Origin of the sequence: Pseudomonas sp. SWRI92 (genome assembly GCF_014268685.1) — a bacterium.
Classification (GTDB): Bacteria; Pseudomonadota; Gammaproteobacteria; order Pseudomonadales; family Pseudomonadaceae; genus Aquipseudomonas; species Aquipseudomonas marvdashtae.
In genome coordinates this window covers 1-21,537 of record NZ_JABWQY010000031.1, presented here as the reverse complement: position 1 = coordinate 21,537, position 21,537 = coordinate 1, and the positions used below count along the sequence as shown (strand labels likewise).

The 21,537-nt window shown below is 64.5% G+C and carries 16 protein-coding genes and 1 riboswitch; all 16 genes read left to right on the top strand.

Features of this window, described 5'->3' with window-relative positions; all coding sequences use genetic code 11:
• Positions 1–181 precede the first annotated feature (181 nt).
• Positions 182–1,297 (top strand): sugar diacid recognition domain-containing protein, encoded by a 1,116-nt coding sequence (locus HU762_RS26360; RefSeq protein WP_186641843.1) that lies wholly within the window; start codon positions 182–184, stop codon positions 1,295–1,297.
• Positions 1,298–1,451: 154 nt separating this feature from the next.
• Positions 1,452–2,588 (top strand): glycerate kinase, encoded by a 1,137-nt coding sequence (locus HU762_RS26355; RefSeq protein ID WP_186641841.1) that lies wholly within the window; start codon positions 1,452–1,454, stop codon positions 2,586–2,588.
• 66 nt (positions 2,589–2,654) lie between these two features.
• Positions 2,655–2,889, top strand: a riboswitch (cobalamin riboswitch).
• A 96-nt stretch (positions 2,890–2,985) separates the two neighbouring features.
• Positions 2,986–4,050: a cobalamin biosynthesis protein CobW gene (gene cobW / locus HU762_RS26350; RefSeq protein WP_186641839.1), complete on the top strand. Its 1,065-nt coding sequence runs from the start codon at positions 2,986–2,988 to the stop codon at positions 4,048–4,050.
• Between the two features lie 3 nt (positions 4,051–4,053).
• A complete protein-coding gene (gene cobN / locus HU762_RS26345; RefSeq protein ID WP_186641837.1) occupies positions 4,054–7,827 on the top strand; it encodes a cobaltochelatase subunit CobN in 3,774 nt (1,257 codons plus the stop codon).
• Positions 7,828–7,913: 86 nt separating this feature from the next.
• Positions 7,914–8,921, top strand: coding sequence for an AAA family ATPase (locus HU762_RS26340; RefSeq protein ID WP_186641835.1), 1,008 nt, complete (start codon positions 7,914–7,916; stop codon positions 8,919–8,921).
• 53 nt (positions 8,922–8,974) lie between these two features.
• Positions 8,975–9,577, top strand: a complete 603-nt coding sequence (locus HU762_RS26335; protein WP_225923581.1) for a VWA domain-containing protein — start codon at positions 8,975–8,977, stop codon at positions 9,575–9,577.
• A gap of 401 nt (positions 9,578–9,978) precedes the next feature.
• The gene (locus tag HU762_RS26330; RefSeq protein ID WP_186641833.1) at positions 9,979–10,647 is read left to right on the top strand and encodes a haloacid dehalogenase type II; all 669 of its coding nucleotides are present in this window, start codon (positions 9,979–9,981) and stop codon (positions 10,645–10,647) included.
• 33 nt (positions 10,648–10,680) lie between these two features.
• Entirely contained in the window at positions 10,681–11,955 is a 1,275-nt protein-coding gene (locus HU762_RS26325; RefSeq protein ID WP_186641831.1) for an FAD-binding oxidoreductase, read from the top strand.
• A 99-nt stretch (positions 11,956–12,054) separates the two neighbouring features.
• Positions 12,055–13,698, top strand: a complete 1,644-nt coding sequence (locus HU762_RS26320; RefSeq protein WP_186641830.1) for an ABC transporter substrate-binding protein — start codon at positions 12,055–12,057, stop codon at positions 13,696–13,698.
• A 42-nt stretch (positions 13,699–13,740) separates the two neighbouring features.
• The gene (locus HU762_RS26315; RefSeq protein ID WP_186615531.1) at positions 13,741–14,697 is read left to right on the top strand and encodes an ABC transporter permease; all 957 of its coding nucleotides are present in this window, start codon (positions 13,741–13,743) and stop codon (positions 14,695–14,697) included.
• Positions 14,694–15,569, top strand: coding sequence for an ABC transporter permease (locus HU762_RS26310; protein WP_186641828.1), 876 nt, complete (start codon positions 14,694–14,696; stop codon positions 15,567–15,569). The genes HU762_RS26315 and HU762_RS26310 overlap by 4 nt, the downstream gene beginning before the upstream one ends.
• 1 nt (position 15,570) lies before the next feature.
• Positions 15,571–17,415 carry an ABC transporter ATP-binding protein gene (locus HU762_RS26305; RefSeq protein ID WP_186641827.1) on the top strand — a complete coding sequence of 615 codons (1,845 nt, stop codon included), beginning with the start codon at positions 15,571–15,573 and terminating at the stop codon, positions 17,413–17,415.
• Positions 17,412–17,720 carry a (2Fe-2S)-binding protein gene (locus tag HU762_RS26300; RefSeq protein WP_186615525.1) on the top strand — a complete coding sequence of 103 codons (309 nt, stop codon included), beginning with the start codon at positions 17,412–17,414 and terminating at the stop codon, positions 17,718–17,720. Before HU762_RS26305 ends, HU762_RS26300 begins: the two co-directional genes overlap by 4 nt.
• Positions 17,702–19,078, top strand: a complete 1,377-nt coding sequence (locus tag HU762_RS26295; protein WP_186641826.1) for an FAD-dependent oxidoreductase — start codon at positions 17,702–17,704, stop codon at positions 19,076–19,078. The genes HU762_RS26300 and HU762_RS26295 overlap by 19 nt, the downstream gene beginning before the upstream one ends.
• Positions 19,075–20,229: an FAD-binding oxidoreductase gene (locus HU762_RS26290; RefSeq protein WP_186641825.1), complete on the top strand. Its 1,155-nt coding sequence runs from the start codon at positions 19,075–19,077 to the stop codon at positions 20,227–20,229. The genes HU762_RS26295 and HU762_RS26290 overlap by 4 nt, the downstream gene beginning before the upstream one ends.
• Positions 20,226–21,383 (top strand): acetylornithine deacetylase, encoded by a 1,158-nt coding sequence (gene argE, locus HU762_RS26285; protein WP_186641824.1) that lies wholly within the window; start codon positions 20,226–20,228, stop codon positions 21,381–21,383. Before HU762_RS26290 ends, argE begins: the two co-directional genes overlap by 4 nt.
• Positions 21,384–21,537 lie beyond the last annotated feature (154 nt).

Below are 21,537 nucleotides of genomic sequence, written 5' to 3'. Positions count from 1 at the left end.
CGGGTCTCTCTTTATTATGATTTTGGCGTGCCAAGGGGTAACGTTGACCGCACCTTGAGTCTCGGCCAGGCCAAGGTCCTGTGTCTTTGTGCCAGGGCACAGGGTTTGGATGCCGACCCTGTGCGCCTGACCAAACCCACGCCTAAAACAACAATCACGCCGCTTGCAAGGACCATCGCCCATGTTCGAACTCGATCACGACCTGGCGCAGGACATCGTCGACCGGGCGATGGCGATTCTTCCCTATAACGTCAACGTCATGGACAACCAGGGCCTGATCCTTGCCAGCGGCGAGCGCGAGCGCATCAATACCCGCCATGAAGGCGCGCAGCTGGTGCTGGCCAATGGTCGGGTGGTGGAAATCGACGAGCACACCGCGATGCACCTCAAGGGCGTTCAGCCGGGGATCAACCTGCCGCTGATGCTCGATCAACGATTGATCGGGGTGCTAGGCATCACCGGCGATCCCGCACATCTGCGCACCTACGCCGAACTGGTGCGCATGACCGCCGAAATGCTGCTCGGCCAGCGCAACCAACAGGCCGAGCAGCAATGGCGCCGCCAGCGCTGCGATGATTTGCTGGCCTTGTTGCTGGGTGACGCCGGGGATTCGCCACGGCTGCTCGACGAAGCCCTTCAAATGGGCCTCAAGCCGCAGTTGCCGCGGGTACCCTATCTGTTTGAGCTGGGCCTGGAGCATGGCCCCGGCCAGACGGTCGAGGCGCTGAGTGCGTGGCTGATGTCGCGCTATCCGGACAGTTGGTGCCTGACCTCGTCGAAATCGTCGTTGCTCTGGTGCCGGCCCGTCACAGCGTCGGTGGAAAACGAGCGGCTGCTGGCCAAACTCGATGGGCTCGGCTGGAACATCCTGCGGGTGGCGGTGGGTGGCCAGGCCGATGGGTTGGCGGGCTTGCGCCGCTGCTACCGGCGCGTGGCGGACCTGCTCGCCTATGGGCGCGATGTCCTGCCGCAATCGCGCTTGCTGATCCTCAACCGTTATCGATTGCCGGTGATGCTTTGGCGGCATCGCAACGACGATGCGCTCGATGAACTGCTGACGCCGTTGCGCAAAGTGATCGCCAAGGACAGCAACGGGCAGTTGCTGGCGACCTTGCGAAGCTGGTGCGAACACGACGGCCAGAGCCAGGCCTGCGCCGACGCCCTGGGGATCCACCGCAACAGCTTGCGTTATCGCATGGAGCGCATCGCTGAGCTCAGCGGCGTCGACCCCCTCAGGCTGGACGGAATGTTGGCGTTGTACCTGGGCGTGCAGCTATTGCCGCAGTCATCTACGTAGCCGCCCGTGCGCGAGGACGCTTGCTCGCGCTGGACTGCGCAGCCAGGCCTTTGTGAATTTGAACAATAATGTCCAAGCCGTTTTGTGCGGCGGACCGGCGTCAGGGCTGCGGCCAGCTGGCAGCATGCTGTGCACGGAACCGGAGAACAAAAAAATGAAAATAATCATCGCCCCCGACTCGTTCAAGGACAGCCTCAGCGCCCAGGGCGTCGCCGATGCCATCGCCCAAGGGCTGGCAGAGATCTGGCCAGACGCGCAGCTGATCAAATGCCCGATGGCGGACGGCGGGGAGGGGACGGTGGAAGCCGTGCTGGCTGCCTGCAACGGACAGTGGCGTGAGGCTCGGGTTCGCGGTCCGCTGGGCGCCGCTGTCGACGCGCGTTGGGGCTGGTTGCCCGACAGCCGCACCGCAATCATCGAGATGGCCGAGGCCAGCGGCTTGCAATTGCTGCCGCCGGAGCAGCGCGACGCCTGTTCCAGCAGCACCTTTGGCACCGGCGAACTGATCCGCGCAGCGCTGGACGAAGGCGCCGAGCGAGTCATCCTGGCGATTGGCGGCAGCGCCACCAACGACGGCGGTGCCGGTGCGATCCAGGCGCTGGGCGTCGCCTTGCTGGACGAACACGGACACTCGCTGCCGCCCGGCGGCCTCGCCCTGGCCAACCTGGCGCGCATCGATCTGAGCCAAATGGACCCGCGCCTGGCCGGCGTGCGTTTCGAGATCGCCGCCGATGTCGATAACCCATTGTGTGGGCCCCATGGCGCGTCAGCCGTGTTCGGCCCGCAGAAAGGCGCCTCCGCCGAGCAGGTGCAACGGCTGGACCGTGCGCTGGGGCACTTCGCCGGACACTGCGCCCAGGTGTTGAACCGCGACGTACGCGACGAGCCGGGCAGCGGCGCCGCCGGCGGCCTGGGGTTTGCCGCCAAGGCGTTCCTCCAAGCGCAGTTTCGTACCGGCGTGGAAGTCGTTGCGCAGTTGACCGGCCTGGCCGACGCGATCAACGGCGCGGACCTGGTCATCACCGGTGAAGGCCGTTTCGATGCCCAGACCCTGCGCGGCAAGACGCCTTTTGGCGTGGCCCGCATCGCCCGACGCCACGGCGTACCGGTGCTGGTCATTGCCGGCACGCTGGGGGAGGGTTACCAGGCGCTATACGATCACGGCATCGATGCGGCCTTTGCCCTCGCGAACGGACCGATGACGTTGCAAGAGGCCTGCACCGATGCGCCACGCCTCTTGAGCGAGCGGGCGCGGGACATCGCCCGGCTCTGGCGCGTCGCGGCCCGTTGATCTCGCCGCGCTGTCTCGGCCGCCGGGAGATTGCCTTCCAGAGATTGACCCGCCTGCACACCCTGCGTAGCCTTGCGCCTTCGAGGTTCTTTGGCGTGCGCCAAAGCTAAGAAGGGAACGCGGTCCAAGCCGCGGCTGCCCCCGCAACTGTGAACGGTGCCGTTCCTGCCAGGCCACTGTGCAAGTCCTTTAAAAAAAGGCGCACGGGAAGGCGCAGGAAACGCCAGTGCAAGGCTTTGCAAGACAAGCCCGGACTGGCCCGCCGAAAGCCAGGAGACCTGCCTCGACAACAGATTCTCACTACAACCGGGCGGGGTGATCCGGTGGCGAAATCTTCCGCGCGTGCCTGCCTGCGGTTGTCGTCCCGTTTGCCCGCCACCTTGCCAAAGGGCATCCGATGAAAACACTGGCCAAACTCCCCGTCACCATCGTCACCGGTTTCCTCGGCTCGGGTAAGACCACCTTGCTCCGGCACATGCTCGACAATGCCCAGGGCCGGCGCATTGCAGTCATCGTCAACGAATTCGGCGAGCTGGGCATCGACGGCGAAATCCTCAAGCAGTGCTCCATCGGTTGCACCGAAGAAGAAGCCAACGGCCGCGTCTATGAACTGGCCAACGGCTGCCTGTGCTGCACGGTGCAGGAAGAGTTTTTCCCGGTGATGCGCGAGTTGGTCGCCCGGCGCGGCGACCTTGACCACATCCTCATCGAAACCTCCGGCCTGGCATTGCCAAAACCCTTGGTCCAGGCTTTCCAGTGGCCGGAAATCCGCAGCGCCTGCACGGTCGATGCGGTGATCACCGTGGTCGACAGCCCGGCCGTGGCCGCCGGCACTTTTGCCGCATTCCCCGATCAGGTCGATGCCCAGCGCAAGCTCGATCCGAACCTGGACCACGAATCACCGCTGCACGAGCTGTTCGCCGATCAACTGGCCAGCGCCGACTTGGTGATCCTCAATAAAGCCGACCTGATCAGCCCCGAAGACCTGGCCCGAGTCCGTCTGGAAGTCGCTGAAGAACTGCCGCCAGCGGTCAAGGTCATCGAGGCCAGCAGCGGTCGCCTGCCCCTGGACGTGCTGATCGGCCTGGGCGCCGGCTCCGAAGAACACATCGACGGGCGCCACAGTCATCACGATCACCACCATGACGGCGATGAAGACGACCACGATCATGATGCCTTCGATTCGATTTCCATCGAGTTGCCCCAGGCCGATGAAAGCCTGCTGCTGGACGCGCTGACGCAACTGGTGGTCCAGCACGGCGTGCTGCGGGTCAAGGGTTTTGCGGCAATCCCGAACAAGCCGATGCGCCTGCTGATCCAGGGCGTCGGCACGCGTTTCGACAAGCATTTCGACCGCCAGTGGGGCGCCGATGAAGCGCGGGTCACCCGGCTGGTGCTGATCGGCCAGGCGCTGGATGCCGCGTTGCTTGAAGCGCAGTTGCGCGCTGCCCTCAGCGCCTAAGCCATGCACCTGCTCAGGACCCAGCCCGGCGGTTTCGTGTCGGATGACAACATTGCCGACCTCGGGCAAACCCCCGCCGAGCTGGTGATCCTGTGCAGCGGCGATTCCAGCCTGGCGCTGCTGGCCGAAGCGGCGCGACAGTTGCCGGACGACTTCCCGGATTTCCGCCTCGCCAACCCGATGCAGGTGCAGAACCACGCCTCGGTAGACCTGTACGTCGACGACGTGCTGCGTCATGCCAAGGTCATTCTGTTGTCGCTGCACGGTGGCATCGGCTATTGGCGCTACGGCATCGAGCGGCTGATGGAACTCGCCGGGCGCGGCGTGAAGCTGATCCTGGTGCCGGGGGATGATCGCCCCGATCCGGAGCTCAGCGACCTGAGCAATGTGCCCTTCGAGGATCGCGACCGGCTCTGGCAGTTCCTGCGCCAGGGAGGATTGGGTAACGCCCTCAACTTGTTTCATCACTTGGGCAGTCAATGGTTTGGCCGCGATTACCCGTGGGCCGAACCGCAGCCGCTGCCGCGCACGGCTATTTACCATGCCGAGAAAACCAACGCGACCCTGAACGATTGGCAAGCCGACTGGCAGGCCGATCAACCGGTCGCGGCAGTGCTGTTCTACCGTTCTCACCTGCAGGCGGCGAACACGGCGTTCATCGATGTGTTCTGCCAGCGCTTGCAAGCGGCAGGGCTGAATCCGCTGCCGATTGCCGTGGCCAGCCTCAAGGAACCCGGCTGCCTGGCCCAGGTGGAAGATTGGCTGGAAGAGGTAGAGGCGGGCGTGATTCTCAACACCACCGGCTTCGCTCAATCGAGCCCTGAAGCACCGCACCTGCGGCCGTTTCGCCGCAACATCCCGGTGATCCAGGCGATCTGCGCCCAGGACAATGAACCCGGCTGGCGCGCCAGCGAACAGGGCCTGGGGCCGCGCGACCTGGCGATGCACATTGCCTTGCCCGAGCTGGATGGCCGGATCATCAGCCGTCCTGTCAGTTTCAAGGACCTGGCCTGGCGCAGCGAGCGCAGCCAGAGCGATGTGGTCTGCTACCGGGCGGTGCCCGAGCGCATGGACTTCGTCGCCGAACTGGCCCGGCGCTGGACCTGCTTGGCGCGCCTGCCCAACGTAGAGAAACGCGTGGCGCTGATCCTCGCCAACTACCCGACCCGGGACGGGCGCATCGGCAACGGCGTCGGCCTGGACACCCCGGCGGCGGCGCTGAATATCCTGCGCGCCATGCAGGCCGAAGGTTATCCGCTGGCGACCGAATTGCCCGACAGCGGCACTGCGTTGATCCAGCAGTTGCTCGGCGGTGTCAGTAACGACCTGGACAGTCTCGATCTGCGGCCCTGCCATCAAAGCCTGGCGCTGGACGCTTATCAACCCTTGTTCGACGCGCTGCCCGAGGCCAATCGCCAGGCGGTGCGGGAACGCTGGGGCGCGCCCGAGCAGGACCCGATGTTCCGCGACGGCCGACTGATGATCGCCGGCTTGCGCCTTGGCCTGACGTTCGTCGGTATCCAGCCGGCGCGCGGCTATCAAGTCGACCCGAGCGCGGTGTACCACGACCCGGACCTGGTGCCGCCCCATGGCTACCTGGCGTTTTATTTCTGGTTGCGCCACACCTACGGCGCCCACGCGGTGATTCATGTCGGCAAGCACGGCAACCTCGAATGGCTACCGGGGAAGGGTGTCGGGCTGTCGGAGAACTGCTGGCCGGATGCGTTGCTCGGGCCGCTGCCGAACATCTACCCGTTCATCGTCAACGACCCGGGCGAGGGTGCCCAAGCCAAGCGTCGGACCCAGGCAGTGATTATCGACCACCTGATGCCGCCGCTGACCCGGGCCGAAACCTATGGGCCGCTGCGTAACCTGGAGCTGCTGGCCGACGAATATTACGAGGCGCAACTGCTCGACCCGCGCCGCGCCCGGGAGCTGCAACGGGACATCTTGAACTTGGTGCGCGAGACCCACATCGACCGCGAACTGCAACTCGATGCCGCGCTCGACAGCGACGCCGACGCCTCGATCTGGCTGCCGCGCCTGGACACTTACCTCTGCGATTTGAAGGAGTCGCAGATCCGCGATGGGCTGCACATCTTCGGCGAGTCGCCCGCCGGGCGGCTGCGCATCGACACCTTGCTGGCGTTGCTGCGCATCCCCCGAGGCGACGGCAAGGGCGCTCAATCGAGCTTGCTGCGGGCGTTGGCGAAGGCGTTCGGGTTGGGGTTCGATCCGCTCGATTGTGCCCTGGCCGAACCCTGGGAAACGGACCGTCCCGCGGCGTTGCGCGAGGTCAGCGACGAGCCATGGCGCACCGTCGGCGACACCCGCGAGCGCCTGGAGCTGTTCGCCGCAGGGTTGATCGAACAAGCACTGGCAGGCGAAGTCGCGTTGCTCGACGCGCCGGGCTGGGAAGCTGTCGCGGACATCATCGAGCACCTGCGCTCGGTCGTCGCGCCGCGCCTGGACGCTTGCGGCCCAGCGGAAATGCGCGGCTTGCTCGACGCCTTGGGCGGTCGCTTTGTCCCGGCCGGCCCCAGTGGCGCGCCGAGTCGCGGGCGCCTGGACGTGCTGCCTACCGGCCGCAACTTCTTTTCCGTCGATGTGCGCAACCTGCCCACCACCACCGCGTGGCGCATCGGCTTCCAGTCGGCGAATCTGATCCTCGAACGGCATTTGCAAGACCATGGCGACCACTTGCGCCAACTTGGCCTGTCGGTATGGGGCACCGCCACCATGCGCACTGGCGGCGACGACATTGCCCAAGCCATGGCATTGATGGGCGTGCGCCCGGTGTGGGCCACGGGCAGCCAGCGGGTCGATGATTTCGAGATCTTGCCGTTGAGCCTGCTGGACCGGCCGCGGGTCGATGTCACGCTGCGGGTGTCCGGGTTCTTCCGGGATGCCTTCGCCAACCTGATCCGCTTGTTCGATGCGGCGGTGCAAGCCGTTGCGGCCCTTGATGAACCTGACGACATGAACCCGTTGGCGGCGAAAGTCCGTGGCGAGCGCGAAGCCTTGCTGCAATCGGGCGTGCCGTTGGAAGACGCCGCGCGCCAGGCTGGCTGGCGGATCTTCGGCGCCAAGCCCGGTGCCTATGGCGCGGGTGTGCAGGGCGCCATCGACGGTCGTCTCTGGCAGAGCCGAGAAGACTTGGCGCAGGTGTACCTCAATTGGGGCGGCTACGCTTATGGCTCAGGCGATGAGGGCACTGCGGCGCGAGATCAATTCTCCCGGCGCCTGAGCCAGGTCCAAGCGGTGTTGCAGAACCAGGACAACCGCGAGCACGACCTGCTCGATTCCAACGATTACTACCAGTTCCAAGGCGGCATGCTCGCGGCGGTCGAAACCCTGAGCGGTCAGCCGACAGCCAGTTACCACGGTGATCACAGCCAGCCTGACCTGCCCAGGATTCGCACCCTGAAGGAAGAACTGAACCGGGTCATCCGCTCCCGTGCGGCCAATCCGAAATGGATCGCCGGGGTCAAGCGCCACGGCTACAAAGGCGCGTTCGAACTGGCTGCGACCGTGGATAATCTGTTCGCCTTCGACGCCACCACGCAGTTGATCGACGACCACCAATACGCCTTGCTGGCCGACGCTTACCTGCTCGACCCGGATACCCGGGATTTCGTTCGCCAGCACAACCCCGACGCGCTGCGAGACATGACCGAGCGCATGCTCGAGGCGCAGCAGCGGGGGATGTGGCAGGATCCCGGTGAATACCGCGAGGCGCTGGAACATCTGTTGTTGGACATTGAAGAAGATGGCTGACTTATCGATGATCGACGCGGGCCCCTGTGGCGAGGGTGCTTGCTCCCTCGCCACAGGGGATCTTCATACCTCATGAGACATCTCACATGACCGACACCCCCCATTTCCCGCTCTCCGCCGTGGTCGGCGCCGATGACTTGAAGCTGGCGCTGTGCCTGGCCGCCATCGACCCGAAAATCGGCGGCGTGCTGATCGAAGGCCCGCGAGGGATGGCCAAGTCCACCCTGGCCAGGGGCCTTGCGGACTTGTTGGCCAGCGGTCAGTTCGTCACCTTGCCCCTGGGCGCCACCGAGGAGCGGCTGGTGGGCACCCTCGATTTGGACGCGGCATTGGCGCAGGGGCGCGCGCAGTTTTCCCCCGGCGTGCTGGCCAAGGCCGACGGGGGCGTGCTGTATGTCGATGAAGTGAACCTGCTGCCCGATCACCTGGTGGACTTGCTACTCGATGTCGCGGCCAGCGGTACCAACCTGATCGAGCGCGACGGCATTTCCCATCGGCATTCGGCGCGCTTTGTATTGATCGGCACCATGAATCCGGAAGAGGGTGAATTGCGTCCGCAACTACTCGACCGCTTCGGCCTGAACGTAGTGCTGGACGGCCACACCGCACCTTCCGAGCGCGGGCAGATCATTCGCCGGAGACTGGATTTCGACAGCGACCCCGCGTCGTTTTGCACCGAGTGGGAACCGGCCCAGCAGCAACTGCGCGAACGTTGCGAGCAGGCGCGGGCGCAGTTGGCGCAGATCCCGCTGGATGACGCGGCGCTGGGGCAGATTACCGAGCGTTGTTTTGCTGCCGGAGTCGATGGCCTGCGCGCCGACCTCGTCTGGTTGCGCGCCGCCCGCGCGCATGCGGCCTGGCGTGGCGCGGATGCCATTGCCGACGAGGACATCGATGCGGTCGCCGAGTTTGCCCTGCGTCATCGCCGACGCGGCCACACCGCGCCGGCACCGGAACCGTCCCAGGCCCCGCAGTCGAGTCCGAACGAGGCGAGCAGGCCCAGCGAAGGCCAGGGCCAATGGGGCGACTTGCCGGCCAGGGCGTTGCCCATCGGCGCCCGGCGTGATGTGCCGAGCTGGCCAAAAAAGCCCTAGGCATTCGCCCCCGTTCGCTGGCGGGGGCGAATGCCAGACCCCGTCCGGGACGGTTGGACCAGGGCCGTCAAGGCCGAAGCAAAACCGCAACCGGCGGCGTGGTGGACTGGCCGGGCACCTTGCTCAACGGCCGTCCACGCCTGCCTGCGGACCTGCGCTTCACATGGCGCCAGCGCTCAGCCCATGAGCTGTGGCTGGTGATCGTCGACGCCTCGGCTTCGACCCGTCGCCATCAGGCCTTGAGCGACGGCAAGGGTCTGCTGGCGCAACTGTTCGACGATGCCTACCGACAACGCGCCCGATTGGCGTTGCTGACGGCCAGCGGTGGCGCTCCGGTCTGGCATGTGCAAGGTCTCAAGGCCGCCATTGGCCTACGTGACTGGCTCGATACGCTGGGCGCCGGTGGCGGCACGCCGTTGCTGGCGGCGGTGAACGAGGCCGGGCGCTGGCTCGCGGCCCGGCGCAAGCGCTTCCCGGCGGAGCAACAACGGGTGCTGCTGATGACCGATGGGCGGGTGAAAGCAGGCACGTCGCTGCCGTTGCTCGAATGCCCCAGCCTGTTGATCGACATCGAGCGCGGGCCGATTCGCCTGGGCCGGGCGAAGCAGTTGGCGGGCCAGTTGGGGGCTGAGTATCGCCATCTTGATGAGGGCTGATGGGTTTGCGCATGACCGCTCCATGCTCAGGCAACCCTTCCAGGAGTGAACCAAGCGCGCACTCGTCACCGTCCCCCAGTGGAGGTTTCGCGCGGCCGGGCCCTCGCGCGGTGGCGCAGAATCTGCCGTAAAAGCCGCCCTGATGAGGCGTTTTACGCACCATAACTGCCCTCAAACCCACACAAACACGGGTGCAACGCCCGTGTCTGGAGCATCCCGCAAAGTCTGCTGAGCGGGCCCTGAAAAACGGTGGTTTGTACCAAGCGGCCACTCTTTTTAACGGTTTTTCCACGGTCTCATGGTGTTGTAATGAAAACGTGATGCAGCGTTGCACCGATGCTTCACGAACGGCGTCAATGTTTGCCTCGTCATGCCTTCAACAACAAACCAGGACCGCACACATGAGCTTTCTTCGACCCAAGTACATCACCTTCGACTGCTACGGCACGTTGACCAATTTCCAGATGGGCAGCATGACGCGCGAGCTGTTCGCCGACCGCGTCGATGCCGGGCAGATGGACCAGTTCGTCAAGGATTTCGCCGCTTATCGCCTGGACCAAGTGATGGGTGACTGGCGGCCGTATGATGAAATCATCAAGACCTCCCTCATGCGGGTCTGCAAGCGTTGGGGCGTCGAATACCGCGGTGAAGGCCAGCTCTATTACGATGCCGTTCCAACCTGGGGCCCCCACGCCGATGTGCCGGCGGGCCTGTCGAAAATCGCCGACAAGATCCCCCTGGTGATTTTTTCCAACGCGATGGACGAGCAGATCATGTCCAACGTCGACAAGCTCGGCGCGCCTTTCTACAAAGTCTTCACGGCCCAGCAGGCCCAGGCCTACAAGCCGCGCCTGGCGGCGTTCGAATTCATGCTCGATAACCTCGGCTGCGGGCCGGAGGACGTCTTGCATGTGTCGTCGAGCTTTCGCTACGACCTGATGCCGGCCCACGACATGAAGATCAAGAACAAAGCCTTCGTCGCCCGTGGTCACGAGCAACCAGGCAATGCGGTCTATGGCTACCACCAGATTCCGGACATCGGCGGGTTGCCCGGTCTGGTCGGGCTCTGAGTTGAGCGCACTCTTCAAGGTAAGGGGTTAGACATGGGCAGTGAGTCCTATTGGCTCGATACCGCACCGGCCTTCACCGGTGCCCAGCTCGGCGGGTTGCCCGGGCAGGTCGATGTCGCGATCGTCGGTGGCGGTTTCACCGGCCTGGCCGCGGCCCGTGCCCTGGCCTTGAAGGGCGCCAGCGTGGCAGTGCTGGAAGCTGGAAGGGTGATCGGCGAGGCGTCGGGGCGTAACGGCGGGCAGTGCAACACCGGTGTCGCCCAGGATTATGCCTCGCTCACCGCCAGCCTCGGCGCCGAGAAAGCCCGGGCGTATTACCAGGCCTACGAAAGCGCCGTGCACAGCGTGGTCTCGTTGGTGGAGCAGGAGGGGATTGCCTGCGACCTGACGCGCAACGGCAAGCTCAAATTGGCCGCCAAGCCGATGCACTACGAAGGGTTGGCGCGCACCTGTGAATTGATCCGCAAGGAAGTGGACGCCGAGGTGCAATTGCTGTCCGCGCAGGAGGTTCGCGCCGAGGTCAATTCGGCCCAGTTCCACGGTGGCCTGCTGCAGCGCAACGGTGTGCAGATGCACGTTGGGCGCTTTGGTGTCGGCTTGGCCGAGGCGGCGGCGCGTCACGGCGCGTTGATCTTCCAGGGCGTGGAGGTGAAGGATTGGAAAGCCAGCGGCAGCGGCTACCAGGTCAATACCAGCAAAGGCGTGCTGCACGCGTCCCAGGTGCTGCTGGCCACTGGCGCCTGCCAGCAAGGCGGGCTCGGTTGGTACCGACGGCGCATCGTACCCGTTGGAAGTTTCGTGGTCGCCACCGAGGTATTGCCCCAGTCGCTGATCGACAGCTTGCTGCCGGCACGCCGCTCCTACGTTACCAGCCGCATGATCGGCAATTACTTTCGCCTCACCCCCGACAGCCGTTTGCTGTTTGGCGGTCGTGCGCGGTTTGCCATGTCCGACAGTGTTTCCGATGCCAAGAGCGGCAAGGTGCTGCAGGCGGCGATGGTGCAGATGTTTCCGCAACTGGCGGACGTGAAGATCGACTATTGCTGGGGCGGGCTGGTGGACATGACATCCGACCGCCTGCCCAGGGCCGGCCAGCACGGCGGGGTCTATCACTCCATGGGCTACAGCGGCCACGGCGTGCAGATGTCGGTGCACATGGGCCAGGTCATGGCGGATGTCATGGCCGGGAAAGTCGAGGCAAACCCCTGGCGAGAACTCGACTGGCCGGCGATTCCCGGGCACTTCGGCAAGCCCTGGTTCCTGCCGCTGGTAGGCGCGTATTACCGCCTGCAGGACTACCTACACTGATTTCAAGGCTGCGCTTTGCGTTTCAACAGCCGTTTCAACATCCCGTTGCGTCGACCGTGCGCAACCGAGCCCCTATCACTTGCGGAAGGTAGAACTGACATGACTGACAATAAGAACAGCATCGACGGCCAGTTGATTACCGGCACAGAAAGTCTGCGTGTTTTCGAAGGGCTCAACCGCGGCATGTCACGCCGCCACGCGTTGCAGATGCTGGGGTTGGCCGGGGTCGCCGCAGCAGGTGCCGGCAGCTTGTTTGGCGCGGCCGGCAAGCTGTTGGCCGATGACACCGCAAGCCCCGGCAAGGGCAAGCCCGGCGGACGTATCCGCGTTGCCGGCATCACCAGCTCCACCGCCGACACCCTGGACCCGGCCAAAGGCTCATCGTCCACCGATTACGTGCGCCATTACATGTTCTACAACGGCCTGACCCGTTTCGACAGCCACATGGTGCCGCAACTGGAACTGGCTGAACGCATCGATACCACCGACGCCACGCTCTGGGTGATCACCCTGCGCAAGGAAGTCACGTTCCACAACGGCAAAGGGTTGACGGCGGCGGATGTGGTGTTTTCGCTGATGCGGCACAAGGATCCGATCACCGGATCCAAGGTCTTGCCACTGGCGTCGCAGTTCGATGAGGTGAAGGCCAACGGCACCCACGAAGTACAGATCCGCCTCAGCGGTCCAAATGCCGAGCTGCCGTCGATCCTCGCCGTTTCCCATATGTTGATCGTGCCCGAGGGCACCAGCGATTTCAGCCAGGGCATCGGCACCGGTCCGTTCAAGGTCAAGGAATTCAAGCCCGGTGTGCGCTCCATCGGCGCGCGCAATGCCAACTACTGGAAACCCGGCTTGCCCTACCTGGACGAGATCGAATTCATCGGTATTGCCGATGAGCCGTCACGGGTCAACGCGCTGCTGTCCGGCGACGTGCAGATCATCAACGAGGTCAACCCGCGTTCGACCACGCGTATCAAGGACAGCGCTGGCCACCGGGTCGTCGATTCGCCGTCGGGCAACTACACCGACCTGATCATTCGCCAGGACCAGATGCCAGGCCAGAGCCCGGAATTCACCGAGGCGATGAAGTTGCTGCTCGATCGCGAGCAGGTCAAGTCGGCGATCTTCCGGGGCTTCGCCAGGGTCGGCAATGATCACCCGATCGCCCCCGGCGCGCGCTTCTTCAACGCCGACCTGCCACAACGCACCTACGACCCCGAGAAGGCGCGCTTCCTGCTGAAGAAAGCCGGCATGGAAAGTATCAGCATGCCAGTCATGTGTTCGCCGGCCGCCACCGGTTCGGTGGACGTCGCCGTGCTGCTGCAGCAATCGGCCAAGGAAGCCGGGCTCAAGCTCAACGTCAACCGGCTGCCGAGCGACGGCTACTGGTCCAACCATTGGGCCAAGCACCCGCTGAGCTTCGGCAACATCAACCCGCGGCCGAATGCCGACATGCTGTTCTCGCAGTTCTTCCAGTCCTCGGCGCCGTGGAACGAATCCGGCTGGAAAAACCCGCAATTCGACCAACTGCTGGTGCAGGCAAGGGGCGAAACCGACGAGGCCAAGCGCGGCAAGATGTACGCCGACATGCAGACGCTGGTGCATGACCACAGTGGCATCGGCATCCCCGTGTTCATCAGCAACATTGACGGCGTCGACCAGCGCGTCAAAGGCTATGGCACCAACCCGCTGGGCGGATTCATGGGCTACATGTTCTCCGAGCAAGTCTGGCTGGATGCTTGATGAGCGTTGTCTGGCTCCGCGACCCGGCAAGAGGATCGGATGATGAATAGCAACACATTGTGGTTGATCGGCCGGCGCCTCGGCGCCGCGATCGTAACCCTGCTGATCGTCTCGATGGTGGTGTTCGCCATCACGGCGGTATTGCCGGGAGACGCGGCGCAACAGTCCCTCGGACAGTTCGCCACGCCTGAACAAGTGGCGGCCCTGCGGGTGAAAATGGGCCTCGATCAGCCAGGTGTGTTGCGTTACCTGCACTGGCTGACCAGCCTGCTCAGTGGTGACATGGGCGTGTCGATTTCCAACGCCGTGCCGGTCAGCGAGCTGATGGCCGGACGCGTGCCCAACACCTTGATGCTCGCCGCTGCGACGGCGCTGGTGTCGGTGCCGGTGGCGCTGATCCTGGGCATCGGCTCGGCGATGGGCCGGGGCGGGCGCATCGACAGCGTGCTGAGCTTTTTCACCCTGACGATGGTGGCGGTGCCGGAGTTTCTGGTCGCCACGCTGGCAGTGCTGATCTTCGCGGTCAACCTCGGCTGGCTGTCGGCGTTGTCCTATTCCAGCGAGGTCACGTCGCCGCTGCAATTCATGCGCACCTACGCCTTGCCGGTCATGACGCTGTGCTGCGTGATCGTCGCGCAGATGGCCCGCATGACCCGGGCGGCGGTGATTGACCAGCTCGACAGCCCCTACGTGGAAATGGCCCGCCTCAAAGGCGTGAGCCCGATGCGGGTGGTCTTGCGCCACGCCTTGCCTAACGCCATCGGTCCCATCGCCAATGCCATCGCCTTGAGCCTTTCCTACTTGCTGGGCGGGGTGGTGATCGTCGAGACGATTTTCAATTATCCGGGCATCGCCAGCCTCATGGTCGACGCCGTGACGAACCGCGACATGGCCTTGGTCCAGGCCTGCACCATGCTGTTCTGCACGGCGTACCTGATGCTGGTGCTGATTGCCGACCTGTGCGCGATCCTGTCCAATCCGAGGCTGAGAAACCAATGAACAATCTCATTGTGAAAGCCCCGCCTGCCGCGCCTGAACTGGCTTATGGCAAGGTTTCCCATGGCACCGCCTGGCTCGGCCTGCTCGGTGCCGCGATGTGTCTGATCTGGTTGTTGGTGGCGATCTTCGGCCCCTGGCTGGCACCACATCCGGTTGGCGAAGTGGTCTCCGACAACGTCTTTGACAGCCTCAGTGCTGCTTACCCGCTGGGCACCGATTATTTGGGCCGTGACATGCTCAGCCGGATCCTGGTGGGCGCGCGGTTTACCGTCGGCCTGGCTTTGGTGGCGGCAGTGTTGGCGAGCGGTTTGGGCACCAGTTGCGCGCTGCTCTCGGTGGTGTCGCCGAAGTGGCTGGACGAGCTGATCAGCCGCCTGATGGACGCCTTCATCTCGATTCCGAGCAAGATGCTCGCGCTGATCATGGTCTCGGCCTTCGGCTCCTCGGTAACGCTGTTGATTTGCACGGCGGTGCTGAGTTTCACCCCGGGCGCGTTCCGCATCGCTCGCAGCATGGCGGTGAACATCGAGGCCCTTGAGTACGTGCAAGTGGCCCGCACCCGTGGCGAGCGCCGGCTGTACATTGCCTGCGTAGAGATCCTGCCAAACATGCTCAACCCGGTGTTGGCTGACCTCGGCCTGCGCTTCGGTTTTATCGTGCTGTTGCTCAGCGGCATGAGTTTTCTCGGCCTCGGCGTGCAACCGCCGGACGCCGACCTGGGCTCGCTGGTGCGGGAAAACATCGGCGGCCTCAACCAGGGCGCGCCGGCGATCGTGATTCCGGCCTTGGCCATCGGCACCCTGACGATTGGCGTCAACCTGTTTATCGACCGCCTGTCCTCGCGGCGCAATCGACGTTCGGGAGGTCATTGAGATGAGCGAATTGATTCGAGTCGAAAACCTGCGAGTGGTCGCCTGCGGCGAACGCAGTGAAGTGGAGATCGTCAAGGGCGTCAGCTTTTCCCTGGAAAAAGGCGAGGTGCTGGCGTTGATTGGCGAGTCCGGCTCCGGCAAGACCACCATCGCCCTGGCACTGCTCGGCTATGCCCGACGCGGCTGTCGGCTGGCTGGCGGCGTGGTGCGGATCGGCGAGCATGACATGCTCGCGCTGAGCGAAGGCGAGCTGCAACGGCTGCGCGGTAATCGCGTCTCCTACATCGCCCAAAGCGCCGCCGCGGCGTTCAACCCGGCGAAAAAACTCATTGATCAGGTGGTGGAGGGCGCCTTGATCCACGGCCTGGGCAGCCGGGCGGTGCTCGAAGCCAAGGCCATCGAATTGTTCCGCGACCTGGCGTTGCCCGACCCCGAGCGCATCGGCCAGCGCTACCCCCACCAAGTCTCCGGCGGGCAATTGCAGCGAGTGATGGCGGCCATGGCGCTGATCAGCGATCCGCTGCTGGTGGTGCTCGACGAACCGACCACCGCCCTCGATGTCACGACTCAGATCGACGTGTTGCGCGCCTTCAAGCGCGTGGTGCGCGAGCGTGGCGCGACGGCGGTCTATGTCTCCCATGACCTGGCGGTCGTGGCGCAGATGGCCGATCAGATCGTGGTGCTCAACGGCGGACAGATCTTCGAACAGAGCGCCACCACGCCGCTGCTCAAGGGCCCGGCTCATGCCTACACCCGCAGCCTGCTGGCGGCGGCGCGGCCGGACACGACGATCCGTCCGCCCTGCGGCGTGGCCGAGGATGCGCCACTGTTGACCATCCAAGGCCTGACCGCCGGCTACGGCAACAAGAACGCGCAGGGCATGCCGGCGATCCGCGTGCTCGAAGGCATTGACCTGACCGTGCGGCGAGGCCAGGCCATCGGCGTGATTGGCGAATCCGGCTCGGGCAAATCGACCCTGGCCCGAGTGGTTGCGGGGCTGCTGCCTCCGGCCCTCGGCGGGCTGACATTTGATGGAGCGCCGCTGGGCGGCAGCCTGTCCGAACGCACCGCTGACCAGTTCCGGCGCATCCAGATGGTGTTCCAGAACGCCGACACCGCGCTCAATCCGATGCACAGCATCAGCGCCATCTTGAGCCGGCCGCTGAAGATGTATTTTGGCCTCAAGGGCGCGGCCCTGCGCGAGCGCATCGGCGAGTTGCTCGACCTTGTCCGTCTGCCACGGGACTTGGCCGAGCGCCGCCCGAGCGAGTTGTCCGGAGGGCAGAAGCAGCGGGTCAACCTGGCCCGGGCGCTGGCGGCCAAGCCGGATCTGATCCTTTGCGATGAAGTGACGTCGGCGCTCGACACCGTGGTCGGCGCGGCGATCCTGGAGTTGCTGCGCGACCTGCGCCAGCAACTGGGCGTCTCGTACCTGTTCATCAGCCACGACATCTCCACCGTCCGCGCCCTGTGCGACGACATTGTGGTGATGTACAGCGGCCACAAGGTCCAGGCGGGCACCCGACAATCGTTCGCCCAGGCGCCGTTTCATCCTTACACCGATTTGCTCATTCATTCGGTCCCGGAGTTGCGCCAGGGCTGGCTGGAAACCTGCGGCGCCACCACCTGCGGCACGCTTCCTCCGTTGGGGCCAAAGGCCAATGAACCAGAGCTGTGCACCTTCCTCAACCGCTGCCCGGTGCGGGTCGATGGCCTGTGCAACCGCACCGCGCCACCTCGACGGGTGATCGACGGCGGCAGCGAAGTGCTCTGTCATCACGACAGCGGCGAGCTGCTCAAGAGCCAACAGGATACGAACAGCATGATCGTGGGAGCCTACGCATGAACGCGCGTTTTGTGAGGTTGGCCGAGCAGGGCCGACCCGTCGTCAACTTGCAGGTGGATGGCGTGCCCATCGAAGCGTTGCAGGGCGACACGTTGATGGTCGCCTTGCTGACCCGCGGCCCGGCGCTGCGCCAGTCGGAGTTCGACCCGGGCAGCCGTGCCGGTTTTTGCCTGATGGGCGCGTGCCAGGATTGCTGGGTCTGGACCCGCAGCGGCGAACGCTTGCGCGCCTGCTCCCAGGAAGTCCGTGAGGGGCTGGACATCATCACTCAACAACCGGAGGCAGTATGGCCACTGCGCGGATAGTCATCGTCGGCGCCGGGCCGGCCGGCATTCGTTGCGCCCAGACCTTGGTCGCGGCGGGCTTCAAACCGGTCCTGGTCGACGAGAGCCGCCGTGACGGCGGGCAGATCTACCGTCGCCAGCCTGAAGGGTTCACCCGCGACTACGCAACGCTGTACGGCACCGAAGCCGACAAGGCCCGCGACCTGCATGAGAGCTTCGATCGCCTGCGCCCACAGATCGATTACCGCCCGGACACGCTGGTCTGGAACCTGACGCCAGGGCAACTGTGCTGCGTCAGCCAAGGCCAGCATTCAACGCTGGAGTACGACGCGCTGATCCTCTGCACCGGCGCCACCGACCGCTTGATGCCCATCGAGGGTTGGCAATTGGGCGGCACCTACAGCCTCGGCGGCGCTCAGATCGCCTTGAAGGCCCAGGCGGTGTCCATCGGTCATCGGGTGGTGTTCATGGGCAGCGGGCCGTTGCTGTACCTGGTGGCGAGCCAGTATGTGAAAGCTGGGGCCCAGGTTGCGGCGGTGCTGGACACTTCGCCGCTGGGCAAGCGCATCCAGGCCTTGCCCAAACTCATGGCGCGTCCGGGATTGCTGTTCACCGGCATGAAACTGCTGGCGCAGCTGTATCGGGCGAAGATCGCGGTGCACCTCGGGGTTTCGCCGTTGCAAGTGCTCGGTGAGCCGGCCACAGGCGTGAGTGGCGTTCGCGTGCGTACCGCGAACGGCGAGACGCTGACGGTGGATTGCGACGCGGTGGCGCTGGGTTATCACCTGCGCCCGGAAACCCAACTGGCCGATCTGGCCGGGTGTCGACTGCGCTTCGACGAGGCGTCTGGGCAATGGCTGCTGGAAACCGATGATGAGGGCCGGACCACGGTCAGCGGCGTCTATGCGGCGGGTGATGGTTCGCGGATCCGTGGCGCGGATGCGGCCGAGCATGCCGGGCGCCTGGTCGCCATGGCCTTGCTCAGCGACCTGCAACGTCCGGTGGACGCGGTACGGATGGCCGAGGCACGGCGGGCCTTGGGCGTGATGGATGAATTTCGCCTCGGCCTGGCCCAGGCGTTTCCCTGGCCGGCGGCGCAGGCCAAGGCGTTGCCGGACGAGGCCATCGTCTGCCGATGCGAAATGATCACCGCCGGCGAGCTACGCCGCACCGTCAGTGAAAAAGGCGCGTGTGAAGTCAACCGGGCCAAGGCGTTCAGCCGGGTCGGCATGGGCCGCTGCCAGGGGCGCTATTGCTCCCAGGCCGGGGCCGAAGTGATCGCCGCAGCGGCGGGCGTGCCGGTGCAACAGGTCGGGCGTCAGCGTGGTCAGGCACCGGTCAAACCGCTTTCGATGTCGACCCGGGAGGTGACACCATGACCGTTGATAAGGCCGACGTGATCATTGTCGGTGGTGGGGTGATGGGCTCGGCGTCGGCGTTTTTCCTGCGCCAACGGGGCCAGTCGGTGATCTTGCTGGAGCGCGACCAGATCGGTCAGTACGCCAGCGGTGTGAACTTCGGCAACGTGCGGCGCCAAGGACGATTTCTTGGCCAGCTTGAATTGGCGAACCGTTCCTTTGCGCTGTGGAAGCGGTTACCGGAGCTGATCGACGACGACCTGGAATTCATCCCCAGCGGGCATCTGCGCGTGTGTTATCGCGAGGATGAAGTCGCTGAGCTGCAAGCCTACGCCGATGCGCCCGAAGCCCGGCAGCTGGATTTGCAGATCTATCAAGGCAACGAATTGCATACGCGCTTTCCGTTCCTCGGCAAAGACGTCAAGGGCGGTTCCTACGCGCCCCACGACGGTCACGCCAACCCGCGCCTCGCGGCACCGGCGTTCGCCCGGGCGGCCCGACGACTGGGGGCGCGGATCGAGGAACGCACGGAAGTCGCCGAGGTGCAAAAGGCCAACGGTGAATTCAGCGTCACCACCACCGATGGCCGCCGGTTCAGCGCCGCGCAGCTGTTGATCACGGCGGGCGCCTGGGGGCAAAAGCTCTCGGAGCAATTCGGCGAGCCGGTGCCGCTGGCGCCGAACGGCCCGCAAATGGCCGTCACCGAACCGGTGCCTTACGCCTTGCCGACGGTGATCGGGGTGTTCACCAAGATCCCTGAAGAAGTGATCTATTTTCGCCAGATTCCACGGGGCAACATCATCATCGGCGGCGGCTATCGCCGCGTGCCGGACATGCTCAACCGCCGCGCCTACGTCGAGCCACGCAGTATTCTCAACCAACTGGAGCAGATGCGGCGCCTGCTGCCGGGCGTCGGCAACCTCAACATCATCCGCGTGTGGAGCGGCATCGAAGGCTACCTGCCCGACAACCTGCCGATCATGGGCGCCAGCGGCAACGTCGACGGCTTGTACTACGCCTTCGGCTTCAGCGGCCATGGCTTCCAACTCGGCCCGGGCGTCGGTGACGTCATGGCCGAACTGATCAGCACCGGCAGCACCAGCACGTCAATCGAACCGTTCTCCATCCGCCGGTTCGCCCCATCCGTCGAACAACGGAGCAAGGCCTCATGAAACCCCGTGTGCAAGCCATCTTCGAACGTCTGCTGGCGTTCGAAACGGTCTCTTCGGAGTCGAACATGGCGCTGATCGAATACGTGCGCGATGTGCTGCTGGGCAAGGGCATCGAGTCGCTGATCGTCAAGGACGAGAGCGGCAAGAAGGCCAACCTGTTCGCCAGCACCGGTCCACGGGAATTACCCGGTGTCCTGTTGTCCGGACACACCGACGTCGTCCCGGCGGCGGGGCAGGCCTGGACCGTCCCGGCGTTCCAGGCGACGTTCCGCGATGGCCGGGTCTACGGGCGTGGCAGCTGTGACATGAAGGGCTTCATCGCCCTGGCCATCGACGCCATGCTCGACGCCGCCGATCATTCGTTGAACCGGCCGCTGCAATTGGCGCTTTCCCACGATGAAGAAATCGGCTGCGTGGGCGTCCGACGCCTGCTCGACGTGCTGCACCTGGCGCCGGTGCGGCCGTTCCTCTGCGTGATCGGCGAGCCAACCAACATGCAGTTCGTACTGGGCCACAAGGGCAAGGGCTCCTACCGCACCTACTGCCGTGGCCTGGAGGCCCATTCATCCCTGGCGCCGCGCTCGGTCAATGCCATCCACGTGGCGTGCGACTTCATCGCGGCGTTGCGCCGCAGCCAGCAGCAATTGCAGGAGCAGGGCGCCCAGGATGCGGATTACGACGTGCCCTACAGCACCGTGCATGTCGGGCAAATCGTCGGCGGCAAGGCGCTGAACATCGTGCCGAACCTGTGTACGCTGGATTTCGAAGTGCGCAATCTGCCGGCCGATGATCTGGATCAATTTTTGGAGCACCTGCGTGAGCAGGCCGAGGTGATCGTTCGCGAGGCGAAGAAGCTTTCGAGCGTGGCGGACATCGAGATCCAGACGTTGAATGTCTATCCGGGGCTCGATACGCATCCGAGTGTTGAGGCGGTGCGTTTTCTCAAGGACTTTGCTGCGCCGGGTACGGGGACGGCGAAGGTGTCTTTTGGGACTGAGGGTGGGTTGTTCAAGCAGCGGTTGGATGTGCCTGTGGTGGTCTGTGGGCCAGGTTCGATTGAGCAGGCGCATAAGCCTGATGAGTTTATCGAGGTGAGTCAGATGGAGGCGGGGGAGCGGTTTTTGGCGCAGGTGCTCGGTTCTCTAAAGCTCTAGCGCTATGTGTGTATATCCATTTTTTTGGTAACGGCTGCTGGCGGTTTCGCTTTTACAGCGAGTCACTTTCGAAAGGCGCGAAAGTAACCAAATGTATGGTCAGCCTACCTTTTGCTACTCAGTCACGATGAACGGTAAATCAGGCTTGCGCTAA